Consider the following 13,248-nt stretch of genomic DNA (forward strand, 5'->3'; position numbering starts at 1 on the left):
TATCTTGTTGAATATCTTGAGATAACTGTTGTGAATATTGTTGAGATGCTCCATTAGTAAAATCAAGTTCTATTTCATTATCAGCGTCCTTATACTTAAATTTTTTTACATCATTAGCTTTTACCAATTTAATGACTTTCTCAATTTTTTTAATATCCATTTAACTATCCTCCTTAATTATTTCTGCAATTTTATTAGAAGTATGTCTAATATGATTTAGGTTAAACAATGGTTGCTCATCAAAACGCTTTAATAATTGTTCAAATTTAGACTTAAATTCTTTAAGCCTTTTAGAAGCTTCTTCAACAGTTATCCATTCAAACTGTATAATGTCTCCAGGCTTCATCTGTGCTAATTTTCTTAAATCTAATTGTGTTACCGTTGCAATTTTTGTATAACCACCAATTGTTTGTTTATCATTTAAAAGAATAATGGGATTACCGTCGCTAGGTACTTGAATACTGCCCAAAGCGACAGGTTCAGAAATGATATCAGCACTATTTTTAGGTGCTACTGTATTACCTTTTAATCTGTATCCCATTCGATCTGATTGATCAGAAATTTTGAAATCACTATTTACGAATTTAGCTATCGTTTCTTCATCAAATTCATTGATTTGAGGTCCTTCAATGACGTGTATGTAATTATTATCAGGTATAGATGAGAAATCAATTGTTTTTCCTAAATTAGTTTTATAGTTATGATTAACTTGAGTTGCAATAACATCGTATTTCTTTAATGCACGACCTTTAAATCCGCCCATTCCACTCCTAACATGTGTAGAATAGCTTTGAGCCACTTTATTAATTTTAAGTGGGTGTCCAAAAACAATATATCCTCTTGCTCCTTCAGTGATTTGACCAATGTCTAATTGATCTCCGTTTCTCACATGATAAACGGTTAGTAAATCAATTTTGTTACCATTAAGTTTCGGTTCTGAATCACCACCGACAATGGCAAAAGTATTGTCTGTTAAAAATTCTATCTTAGGACCTGCTAACGTATATTCAATTGCTGGTCCTTGATTTCCGATAAGTTTTTGTGCAATAGAAAAACTATAGTAATCTAAAGCACCTGCTTCAGAAAATCCTAAATCCTGATACCCAATTCTACCTATATCTTGAATTGTTGAAAACAGACCAGGCTTTAAAATTTTAATACTCATCTTGATATGTCACCCACTTATCTATATCAAATTTTCCTTTATTAATATCGTTTGATATTTTTTCAAACTCTTGATAATTAATACTATAAAATTGTATGTAATCACCAGCTTCATATAACGTCATTGGTGACCTATTTAAATCGAAAACTTTTATTGGTGTGCGACCAATAATCTGCCAACCACCAGGTGAGTCCATAGGATATAAACCTGTTTGATTATTTGCTATTCCAACAGAACCAGCGTTAATTTTGATTCTAGGTTCAGATCGTCTAGGTGTGTGCAACTTAGCATCTAATCCACCTAAGTAAGGGAAACCCGGCATAAACCCAAGCATATAGATTAGATAAGGTTGTTGTGTATGTATTTGAATAACTGCTTCCTGACTTAATTTATTAACGTTAGCTACTTCTGATAAATCTGGACCAAAATCTCCACCATATAATACAGGTATATGAATGATACGCTGTTTAAAATGTGATTGTTTTCCACTGTTCAAACCTTCATCAAATTCTAAATTTTCTAATAATTCAGCTCCATTTATCTCTGAGTTATCAAAGTAAATTAGAATAGCACGATAAGAAGGTACAATGTTTGTTATTTCTGATAAATTTTTCGATTTTATGTATTGAATTGTTTGTTGTACCTTTTTGAACGTAGATTCACTAATTTCATTTTCAAAGTAAATCATAATTGTTTGTTCATTAATAAATTGTGTCCTCAAAACAAAATCCCTCCTTTTAAAAATACTAAGGAATTATTTGTTACAACAATTTTATTGTACCATTGCAATAAAGATGTTGTTTAATAATTAATTCAAATAGCTAATAATAACAAATAATAAATTGAATTAAAGTTATTAGGTTATCTTAATTATTGCAAACTTCTAAACATTAAATTTCTATTATCATTTAATCATATTGATGACAGTTTGTCATACTGTGTTGTATAAAACCTCATCAAACATATGTTTAAACTATTCTCAAATTACACAAAAAAACCTGAGACATCAAAAATAGTCTCAGGTTTTAAAGTGCATTGAAGTGTAATCATAACTATCAAAATACAAGAATAACACTTTTTAAATGATATATTAGAATCTTATATATACAAGGTTCTACTCAAAATTTCTCTATATTACTATCCGGAATTGAGTTTAGAAAGTAATTCAATGATTTTTAAGTTTGACTTCCCTCATTTAGTAAATTATTTACTTAATTTCAACGATTTTAACGTTCATTTCGCCACCGTTAGGAAGTGGAACACGTACTTGATCATTTAATCCTTTACCAATTAATGCTATTGCCATTGGAGATTCGTTAGAAATTTTTCCTTTAAATGCGTCAGCTTCAGCAGACCCAACGATTTGATAACTTTCTTCTTCATCTCCAGGTAATTCAATAAAAGTAACTGTTTTACCAATTTGAACTACATTGTTATCACCGTTATCTTCAATGATTAAAGCATTTCTAATCATGTGTTCAATACGTTGTATATCTTGTTCAATAAAGCCTTGTTCATCTTTAGCAGCATCATACTCAGAGTTCTCAGATAGGTCTCCAAATGAACGGGCTACTTTTATTTTTTCAACTACCTCAGGTCTTTTAACCGTTTTTAATTCTTCTAATTCTTGTTCAAGTTTCTCATAACCTTCTTGAGTCATAGGATATTGTTTTTGGTTTTCCATAAATCTCATCTTCCTTTACTATAAAAATTACTATTTTTTGCTTACGAGTGATTGGATTTTAGTAGTCATAATATCTATGGCAACTTTATTGCTGCCTCCTTCAGGAATTATGATGTCAGCATGCTTTTTTGTAGGTTCAATAAATTGCTCATGCATAGGTCTAACTACATTAAGATATTGATTAATTACTGATTCCATTGTACGACCACGCTCTTTAGTATCTCTAGTAAGTCTGCGTAAAATTCGTAAATCAGCATCAGTATCAACATAAATTTTCACATCCATCATGTCTCGTAATGTCTTGTTTTCTAAAGCAAAGATACCTTCTACGATAATAACATCTTTTGGATCAAATGCAATTGTTTCTTTACTACGTGTATGTTGAGAATAATCATACGTAGGTACCTCAACTGGTTTTCCATTTCTTAAATCTTTTAAGTTATGAATAAGTAAATCATTATCAAATGCAAACGGGTGGTCATAATTTGTTTCAAGCCGTTCTTCAAATGTTAAATGTGATTGATCTTTATAGTAATAATCTTGTGCTAAGAGTGCGACACTATGACCTTCTAAATTCTTCATAATTGCATTTGTAACTGTAGTTTTTCCAGAGCCCGAACCCCCTGCAATGCCAATAATCGTTGTCTGATTCATTAGCCAATTTCCTTTCTCATCATGTTGTTAGAATAAATAGGCTTATCTACTTTAATCTGTACAATTTGTAATGGATGACGTGCTGCATCTAAAGAATTACCTTCTTCGTCGTAAATCGCTTCAACAACTTGTTTAAAACTATCAATTTCTGGACCGAAGAACTCAATTTCTTGTCCTGGTTTAAAATGATTTCTCTGTTGTATTGTTGCTAATTGTGTTTCATGGTCATAATCTAGCACGAGACCACAAAAATCATAAGATGACTTTTTAGACTGTTCTTCACCAAACATTTGCTCTTCATAACCAGGTGTACCTTGAAAGAAAGCTGGTGCTGTGTCACGATTTGCACATTTATTTAATTCCATTAACCATTCCGGTTTTATTTTAAAGTTTTCGGGATCCTCAGCATATGCATCAATGACTTTACGGTATACAGAAACAACTGTGGCAATGTAATGTATAGATTTCATGCGTCCCTCAATTTTTAACGAATCGATGCCTAATTCCATCATTTGAGGTATAGATTCTATTAATTTTAAATCTTTAGGACTCATTGCAAAAGGAGTAACATCACTGTTGTCATAATATAAATCTAGGTCTCCATCACTATCAACTTCAAGTAAATCATAGTCCCATCGACAACTCTGACAACAACCACCTCGATTAGAATCTCGAGCTGTCATATGATTACTTAAAGTACAACGACCAGAATATGCGATACACATTGCGCCATGTATAAACGCTTCTATTTCAATATCAACTTTTTCTTTCATTTCACTCATTTCCATTGCACCAGTTTCACGTGCAAGTACAACTCGGTCTAATCCTTCTTGTTTCCAAAATTCAACAGCTTTATAATTTGAAAGAGATTGTTGCGTTGATAAATGAATTTCTAGTCTAGGCGCAACTTTTTTACAAGTTTCTATGATAAGAGGATCCGCTACTATAATACCTGTAGCACCTGTAGATTCAAGATTTTGCAAGTACTCTTCTAGTCCCTCCATATTTTCATCATGTGCAATAATATTCGTTGTAACATAAATTTTAGCGCCATAATGATTAGCGAAGTCTACACCTTCAGCAATCTCTTCCATAGTAAAATTATCAGCATTAGAACGTAATCCATATTCTTGGCCACCTAAAAACACTGCATCTGCACCATAGTGAACAGCAATCTTAAGTTTCTCTAAGTTACCAGCTGGTGCAAGTAGTTCAGGCTTTTTCATTATCTTTTGGGTCTTGGATTTAACTTCTTCTAAAGTTTTCATTTTAATGATAAGCCTCCTTAATATACTGTTTGTTTATACAAGAAACCTTCGTCGAATGGACGATGTTCAGGTTGTATTTCTTCTATAGGATCAACGAGCATAAATTTTTCATCTTCATATGCATCCGGATCTTCATTAAATAAATCTATAGCTTCTCGATATTGCTCTGTGACTACATTTATATATTCTTCACTTTGTAAAATACCATCTATTTTAAACGCGTCTATCCCTGCCTCAAAAAAAGGCTCTAATTCTTCTATTAAACAGATATCATTTGGAGACATGATATGCGTACCATTATAATCTTCGAAAACTGGATATTTATTATCTCTTTCTTCATCGTATAATAATAAGTCTCCATGATCATGTTGACGTTCTATCTTCATTTGTCGCTCTTGGAAAGTATAATAATTTCCTAATAGCATTCTTTTGGATTGAAACATACAAGTCATACCATGAACTTGAACTTCTATCTCTACATCAGCATGCTCTTTAATATGAATTATTTCATCTAAACTAAGTTCTCGAGCTAATACTGCTCTATTTGCACCTTTTTTCCCCCAGTAATTACACTGAAAATAATTCGTTACAAGAGTTTCAGCATCCCAATTTAATGGAATTGGATGCTCGTGTTGTTTAACATACATAACGACAGCTGGATCACCAAATATAATGCGATCTACTTGAATATCATGTAAAAAGTTAATATAGTCTTCCAAAGCGTCTAAGTGGTAATTATGGAAAATACCATTCACAGCAGCGTATACTTTTTTGTTATTTTTATGGGCTAATGCTACAGCTTCTTGCATAGCATCACGATTAAATTCTCCCGGCAGTCTTAAACCAAATTTTTGTTCACCAATAACAAATGCGTCTGCACCTTTATCTATTAGTGTTTCCATATGAGTTATTGACTTAGGAGTAACTAATAATTCAACCATAGTCATTCTCCTTTTATAGATATTGCTAATCCATCATCCATATTTATAAAGTTTGTTGTAAATTGAGATTGCTCCATCAACCATTCATTGTACTGTTGCACTTTCTTAACCATTTGTTTCACATTTCTAGAACGAACAACGTCTATATTTGAAACAAATCCATGATATAAAACATTATCAGTAACTACAATTCCACCTTTTTTTAATAACGGTGTATATAGTTGGAAGAATTTCTTTGATTGTGCTTTAGCTGCGTCGATAAATATCATATCATATTGTTTGTCATTGACTTGTTCAAATGCATTCAAAGCATCATATTCAATTATGCGGATTTGATTCTGGTATCGATACTTTTTTATGAACTTTTTTGCAAGATGAATCATGTCCTCATTTCGTTCAATTGTTGTTACATTTATATCTTTAGAAATATTAGCGAATTGCATTGAACTATAACCAATGGCTGTACCAATTTCTAAAATATTTTTAGTTCTATTCATTCGAATGAGTTGTCTTATCAAATCAAGTGTTAATTTATCAACAATAGGAACTTGATTTTCTTCGGCATAAACTCTTAGTTCTTCGATTTCAGTATCAATTGATTGATGTAATTGTGTTAAATATTTTTGATTTGAATCCATATCATTAAAACTTCCTTCATCATTAACAATTGCAAAAACAAAATAAATCAGCCCATGTATTGATTATGTTGATAGTTAATCAATGAAAATGACTGATTATGATAGTAATTCTTCTATACTTTTATATTAGAAGTAAATATGAGTATTCATAGAAATTAACTTTAGACATTTTACCATAATTCAAAGATTTTTATAAGAGGCAATTATACGAATATGTCTTTGAGCACTATTATTAGTAGGGTAAATTCAAATAATTCTAATATTAAAATGCCTGGGACAGCTTTGATTGTCTCAGGCATTTTGAATGTAATTTAAGATGGTAACTAAGTTAAAAATTTAATAATATTAAACTTTCCCTCTCAATATAATTCCTTGATAGAGGAGACCTAGAAACTCAATTACACTTCTCATACAACATCTTATAAAGATTATTCGTTAATCTCAGTATTTACAACTTCTTCAATCATATCCCACTCTTCATCTGTTTCAATAGGGACTAATTTCCCTCCATCACCAGACTCATCAGGTTCATTTATCATTGGTACAAGTTCAATCATGTCTTCGTCATCTGATTGTGCACCTTCTTCTGCAAGAACGACATATTCTTTTTTGAATTCTGGATGATAAAATTCTAACATTTTACGGTATAAAACTTCATTTCCGTTTTCATCATATAACGTAAGTAATTCCTCTTCATTATTTATTGTTAATTCTGCATCGTGATTATGTTCTGTCATTTTCATTTTCTCCTTTATTGAATAGAATCTAAATAGCCTTGTAAAATAAATACAGCTGCCATTTTATCTATTACCTTCTTTCTTTTTTGTCTTGAAACATCAGCTTCAAGTAAAGATCTTTCAGCAGCCATTGTACTTAAACGTTCGTCCCACATAACAATATCAATAGAAGGGACAGACTCTTGTAACTTTTCTTTATATTTTATTGAAGCCTCTCCACGAAAACCTATTGAATTGTTCATATTCTTGGGTAAGCCAATAACAACAGTTCCAACTTGATTATCTTTAATAATCTTCACGAGTTGATCAATTCCTAAATCCTCTTGTTCTTCATTGATACGGAGTGTGTCTAACCCTTGAGCAGTCCAACCCATAAGGTCACTTATAGCAATGCCAACAGTTTTACTTCCAACATCTAGTCCTAAAATTTTATGCTTTAGCATATTAATTCTTAGACTCTTTTAAATAGTTTGAAACGAGTTCTTCCATAATTACATCACGGTCTATATGGCGTATTTGGTTTCTTGCTTCATTTTGACGTGGAATATATGCAGGGTCTCCAGATAATAAATAACCCACAATTTGATTAACTGCATTATATCCACGTTCTTCTAATGTACGATGGACATTCTGAAGAACTGATTTGACATCTTCCTTAGGAATTTCTTCATAACTAAATTTCATTGTTTTATCAAAATTTTCCATATACGACACTCCTTCATAAGCGTATTCTGACTCACTTTAATTCTACACCATTATTTATTGGAGTTATAGATTTTTAATGTAATCTTTAATAAAGCGTAATGCTTCTGTTATTTTTTCAGGTTGGGTTCCGCCACCTTGAGCCATATCAGGACGGCCGCCACCTTTTCCACCAATAATTGGTGTCATGTTTTTGATAAGATCTCCAGCTTTCACTTGATTTGTAAGTGATTTTGGTACTGTAGCAATTACAGAAACCTTTCCATCAACTTGTCCGACTAACACTATAATAGTATCTTGAAGTTTAGATTTAAAGTCATCCATAATTGAACGTATCGCTTTTGGATTTGGAATTTCTACTTCTGTTGCTAAAACTTTCAAATCATTAATTAACTCAACCTGTTCTTCAATGTTCCCCAACTTTAGTGATGTGATTTCTTTGTTGCGTTGTTCTAATTGTTTAAGCAGTTCTTTTTCTTCTTCTTGAAGTTGTTTAACTTTTTCAACTACTTGGTTATCAGATTTAACTTTTAAATGATTTTTAATAGTATTAAATTGAGTTTCAATTTCTTCAAGGTGTAAGAATGCACCTTTACCTGTTAAAGCTTCTATTCTTCTAACACCAGCGCCTGTTCCAGATTCACTCACAATCTTAAAGAGACCGATTTCCGCAGTATTATTCACATGTATTCCACCGCACAATTCTATTGAAAATGGTGCCATATTGACAACGCGAACAATATCTCCATATTTTTCACCAAATAAAGCCATAGCGCCTATTGATTTGGCTTCTTCAATACTCATTTCTTGAATACGGACATCGATAGCTCTCCAAATTTCCTCATTTACTCTACGTTCTACTAAATTAATTTCTTCTTGTGTCATAGGACCAAAATGTGAAAAGTCAAAACGTAGTCTTTCAGGTTCAACTAACGAACCAGCCTGATTAACATGATCTCCTAATACTTCTTTTAAAGCAGCATGTAGTAAATGTGTAGCACTATGATTTTTTTGAATAAGTCGTCTATCCTCTTTGTTAACACGTGCTTCAACTTTCGCGTTCTGTGTTGCTTCGCCAAATTGCACAACACCTTTGTGTAAGTTTTGGCCATTAGGTGCTTTAGTTACGTCAGTTACATTTATTTCAAAGTTCTCATTACCAACTGTTCCCTTATCTGCGACCTGTCCACCACTTACTGCATAGAAAGGCGTTTCTCTTAAAATAAAGTAAATTGTTTCTCCTGCTTCAGCATGTTTGACTTCTTCACCATTGTATATGATATGAGTTAATAATGATTGATAGTCCGTAGTTTCATACCCAACAAATTGACTATCATCTTGAATATTTTTCAGTACTTCACTTTGAACTTGCATTGATTGAGAATTCTGTCGAGCTTGTCTAGCTCGATCTCTCTGTTGTTGCATTTCCTGCTCAAAAGTAGGCATATCAACAGACAAATTTTCTTGAGTTGCTAATTCTTCGGTTAATTCTATTGGGAATCCATAAGTATCATATAACTTAAAAGCATCATGACCTTTAATAACCTGATCACTATTCTTCGCTTCTTTTATCAGTTCATTTAAAATCGTAAGACCTTCCTCAAGCGTTTCATGGAAGCGTTCTTCCTCTGATTTAATGACACGTTTAATAAAGTGGGACTTGTCTTTGACATTTGGATAATATGGTTCCATGATATCAGCGACTATATCAACAAGTTTATACATAAATGGTTCATTAATTCCCAATGATTGGCTAAAGCGTACTGCTCTACGTAATAATCTTCTTAATACATATCCTCGACCCTCATTAGCTGGTAATGCGCCATCAGCAATTGCGAATGAAATTGTTCTAATGTGGTCTGCGATAACTTTAAATGCAACATCTTGTGCATCATCAATTAAATATTTTTTTCCTGAAACATGTTCTACTTCCTTAATTATAGGCATAAATAAGTCTGTTTCATAATTTGTTCTTACATTTTGTGAGATAGAAGTCATACGTTCTAATCCCATGCCAGTATCAATATTTTTGTTTGGTAGTGGTGTGTAAGTATTGTCTTTATTGTGATTAAACTCACTAAACACTAGATTCCAGACTTCTAAATATCTTTCGTTTTCACCACCAGGATACATTTCTTCAGCAGGATCATCTTTTCCATAAGCCAATCCACGATCATAGAAAATTTCTGTATTCGGTCCAGATGGTCCTTCCCCGATATCCCAAAAATTGCCCTCTATTCGAATAATACGACTTTCCTCTAAACCAATGTCTTCATGCCAAATTCTATAAGCTTCAGTATCTTCAGGATGAATAGTCACATATAGCTTCTCAGGTTCCATGCCCATCCATTTATCGCTTGTTAGAAATTCCCAAGCAAATTCAATCGCTTCATGTTTAAAGTAGTCACCGATTGAAAAATTACCTAGCATCTCAAAAAAAGTATGGTGGCGAGCAGTAAAACCGACGTTTTCTATATCGTTTGTTCGTATAGCTTTTTGAGAATTGACAATTCTTGGTTTTTTAGAAGTTTCACGCCCGTCAAAGTATTTTTTTAAGGTAGCTACACCAGAATTGATCCACAATAATGAATCATCATCGATAGGTACAAGTGGTGCAGATGGTTCAATCATATGGCCCTTTTCTACAAAGAAATCCAAATATTTTTGCCTAATTTCACTAGCTTTCATTTTTTTCATAAATAAAAACTCTCCTTCATACGTTTTTGTTAGCTCAGTTAGATAGTCATAGTTGAGTATTATTCAAGAATATAAAAACGTTCATCCACAAAGGGACGAACGTTATCGCGGTACCACCCTAGTTATAAGAATTGTGACCTATTTACATACTTGAATTTTGTTTGTCTACTATTTCTTATCACTTTGTATACTTTATTTACCTAATATAGAGTAGCATTCAATAATTTTGTTTGTACTTTTCACCAACCAGTACATCTCTATAATTCAAAAGTTATTTACTCGTCTCTATACTTACTTAGTTTTATTTTATTTTCTTTACATTGATTTGTCAATGTTCAACGAAGTCATATGGCGTCATTTCCCCCATATTAATCATTGGATCAATTTGGAAAATTGTCGACTCGTTTAATTGGATATCATTTTCTTTTTCATTATTCAAATCCAGTTGATTTTCATTTTGTTTTTGCTCGTTAATAGTTTGTTTATTTGTATTTAAATTATTTTTGTTTTGTCCAAAATACGATTTTAACAAATCATTTAATTGTGTTAATCGTGTTTGTCCATTTGTTTTTAAACCTATATCAAACGCTTCTTGTTCACCAAGCAAAACAAGTGATTGTTTAGCTCTAGTTAATCCTGTATAAAGAATGGGACGTTGTAACATCCTATAATATTGTCTAACAATAGGCATAATAACAATAGGAAATTCTGAACCTTGTGATTTATGGATAGATGTACAATATGCATGTGTTAGTTCCATTAAATCTTGTTTAGTAAATGTAATTTCATTACCTTCAAAATCTACAACTAACACATCTTTATTTAGAGCATTTTCTTTGGCCCAAAATATACCTACTATTATACCTATATCCCCATTAAATATATTATCATTAGGTCGATTAACTAACTGAAGTACTTTATCCCCTTTTCGAAACACCGCTTCACCAAATTCTATTTCACGATCATCTTGTTGTTTCGGATTAAGAATAGATTGTAGAACTTGGTTAAGTCTCTTAATACCAGCGTTACCTTTATACATAGGAGCCAAAACTTGTATATCACTCATATCATAGCCTTTAGCTACAGCGCTTTTAACTACTTTATCAACAACGTCTGGTATTTGATTCGTACCACAACGAATAAAACTACGATCATGATAACGTTTAGTAATATCGATAGGTTCATTTAATTTCATACGGTGAGCTAAGTCAATAATACTGGAACCATCTTGCTGACGATATACTTCGGTAAGATTAACACGCGGTATTATTTCAGAATCAATAAGGTCTTTAAATACCTGTCCTGGACCTACTGATGGTAACTGATCTTCATCTCCGACAAATACAATTTGTGCTTCTAAAGGCACAGCACTTAAAAATTGATGGAACAACCAAGTATCTACCATTGACATTTCATCGATGATAATGAGTCTTGCATTTATTTCATTTTCTAAAATATCCTGAGGTTGTGTATCTTGGTTCCAACCGATTAAACGATGTATTGTCATTGCTTCTAAACCTGTCGATTCATGAAGGCGCTTAGAAGCACGACCTGTGGGTGCGGCTAACACTACTGGATAATCATCTTCATTGTAATCATCATAATCGAGAGAGAGCCCATGTATTTCTGCATATAATTCAACTATACCTTTAATGACTGTGGTTTTACCGGTGCCCGGACCGCCAGTTAAAAGCATAATTTTAGAATTTATTGCTGTTTCAAGCGCTTCTTTTTGAGAGGCAGAGTAATTAACCTTATTTTGTGACTCAATATCACCAATATGTATTTGTAAATCAGACTGTTCTATTTCTTTTAATTTAGATGTGTTTGTTTTAATTCGGTATAAGTTTTGCACACTTTTCAATTCTGAATAGTATAAACTTGGAATTGATACCTGATCAGCTTCAGATACTAATTTTTTCTCTTCTGATAAAACGTCAATTATTTCTAGTAATTGCTCTGTTTCAACTGGTTTCTCAATATCTTCATTGAGTAAATTTTGTGTTGTTTCTATAACAATGGTACGAGGTAGATATGTATGTCCTTGTTTAATACATTCTTCTTCTAATGTAAATAATAATGCTGCTTTTAATCTTTCAGGTGAATGTGGCTCAATACCGACGTTTCGAGCGAGTTGATCAGCCTTATTAAATCCAATACCTTTAATGTCATATACTAATTGGTAAGGGGTTTTATCTAAAACATTTAAAGTATCACCCATATAGAACTGATATATAGCCATTGATAATTTCGGTCCAAACCCAAGGTCGTGTAAACGTATCATAATTTTCTCAGATTCTTGGTTTGCATTAATCTGATCAGCAATTTGTTTTTGTTTCTTCTTTGGTAAACTAGGTACATTTTCTAAGATTTCTGGGCGAGTTAAAATATCATTTATAGCATTTTCACCTAGTGTATTTACAATGTTTTGAGCCGTTTTTTTACCGATGCCTTTAAATAAATCACTTGATAAGTAACTAATAATAGCATCTTTAGTTTGAGGTAACTCTTTTTCAAATCTTTCAGCCTTTAATTGCTTACCATAACGTGGATGTTGTACGACTTGCCCCTTAAAAGTATAAACATCGCCTTCAACTACATTGGGAAGAAACCCTACCACAGTTGGCATACTATCAAATTTTTCGTTTGATTCGATAGTATCTACTTTTAGAACAGTATAAAAATTATCCGTATTTTGAAATAAAATAGTATCAACTGTACCTTTGATCATTGAATAATCAAAAAGTGTAGGGTCAGACATA

Annotated in this window: 12 protein-coding genes and 1 pseudogene; all 13 read right to left on the bottom strand. The window is 32.3% G+C overall.

What is annotated here, in order from left to right:
- Nucleotides 1-51 precede the first annotated feature (51 nt).
- Nucleotides 52-160: pseudogene (locus HMPREF2663_RS13165) on the bottom strand (acetyl-CoA carboxylase biotin carboxyl carrier protein subunit); the annotation flags it as partial.
- The gene (locus HMPREF2663_RS00975) at nt 161-1,165 is read right to left on the bottom strand and encodes a 5-oxoprolinase subunit C family protein (RefSeq protein WP_002491153.1); all 1,005 of its coding nucleotides are present in this window, start codon (nt 1,163-1,165) and stop codon (nt 161-163) included.
- On the bottom strand, nt 1,155-1,886 hold the full coding sequence (gene pxpB / locus HMPREF2663_RS00980) for a 5-oxoprolinase subunit PxpB (protein ID WP_002446594.1): 732 nt from the start codon (nt 1,884-1,886) through the stop codon (nt 1,155-1,157). The genes HMPREF2663_RS00975 and pxpB overlap by 11 nt, the downstream gene beginning before the upstream one ends.
- A gap of 486 nt (nt 1,887-2,372) precedes the next feature.
- Nucleotides 2,373-2,849, bottom strand: a complete 477-nt coding sequence (greA, locus tag HMPREF2663_RS00985; protein WP_002457767.1) for a transcription elongation factor GreA — start codon at nt 2,847-2,849, stop codon at nt 2,373-2,375.
- 30 nt (nt 2,850-2,879) lie between these two features.
- The gene (gene udk / locus HMPREF2663_RS00990) at nt 2,880-3,503 is read right to left on the bottom strand and encodes a uridine kinase (protein ID WP_002446596.1); all 624 of its coding nucleotides are present in this window, start codon (nt 3,501-3,503) and stop codon (nt 2,880-2,882) included.
- The gene (locus tag HMPREF2663_RS00995) at nt 3,503-4,771 is read right to left on the bottom strand and encodes a peptidase U32 family protein (protein ID WP_002446597.1); all 1,269 of its coding nucleotides are present in this window, start codon (nt 4,769-4,771) and stop codon (nt 3,503-3,505) included. The genes udk and HMPREF2663_RS00995 overlap by 1 nt, the downstream gene beginning before the upstream one ends.
- A gap of 17 nt (nt 4,772-4,788) precedes the next feature.
- A complete protein-coding gene (locus tag HMPREF2663_RS01000) occupies nt 4,789-5,712 on the bottom strand; it encodes a peptidase U32 family protein (RefSeq protein WP_002456168.1) in 924 nt (307 codons plus the stop codon).
- A gap of 2 nt (nt 5,713-5,714) precedes the next feature.
- Nucleotides 5,715-6,350, bottom strand: a complete 636-nt coding sequence (locus tag HMPREF2663_RS01005) for an O-methyltransferase (protein WP_002457769.1) — start codon at nt 6,348-6,350, stop codon at nt 5,715-5,717.
- A 428-nt stretch (nt 6,351-6,778) separates the two neighbouring features.
- Nucleotides 6,779-7,087 (bottom strand): DUF1292 domain-containing protein, encoded by a 309-nt coding sequence (locus HMPREF2663_RS01010; RefSeq protein WP_001830855.1) that lies wholly within the window; start codon nt 7,085-7,087, stop codon nt 6,779-6,781.
- Nucleotides 7,088-7,101: 14 nt separating this feature from the next.
- Complete coding sequence (gene ruvX, locus HMPREF2663_RS01015; RefSeq protein WP_002446601.1) at nt 7,102-7,530, bottom strand: Holliday junction resolvase RuvX; 429 nt, start codon at nt 7,528-7,530, stop codon at nt 7,102-7,104.
- A gap of 1 nt (nt 7,531) precedes the next feature.
- Nucleotides 7,532-7,792: an IreB family regulatory phosphoprotein gene (locus HMPREF2663_RS01020; RefSeq protein WP_001830883.1), complete on the bottom strand. Its 261-nt coding sequence runs from the start codon at nt 7,790-7,792 to the stop codon at nt 7,532-7,534.
- Nucleotides 7,793-7,855: 63 nt separating this feature from the next.
- A complete protein-coding gene (gene alaS / locus HMPREF2663_RS01025; protein ID WP_070845589.1) occupies nt 7,856-10,486 on the bottom strand; it encodes an alanine--tRNA ligase in 2,631 nt (876 codons plus the stop codon).
- Between the two features lie 328 nt (nt 10,487-10,814).
- Nucleotides 10,815-13,247 carry an SF1B family DNA helicase RecD2 gene (locus HMPREF2663_RS01030; RefSeq protein WP_070845591.1) on the bottom strand — a complete coding sequence of 811 codons (2,433 nt, stop codon included), beginning with the start codon at nt 13,245-13,247 and terminating at the stop codon, nt 10,815-10,817.
- Nucleotide 13,248: the final 1 nt, after the last annotated feature.

The sequence above is a fragment of the Staphylococcus sp. HMSC077D08 genome (genome assembly GCF_001837945.1).
In the GTDB taxonomy this organism is placed as follows: domain Bacteria; phylum Bacillota; class Bacilli; order Staphylococcales; family Staphylococcaceae; genus Staphylococcus; species Staphylococcus epidermidis.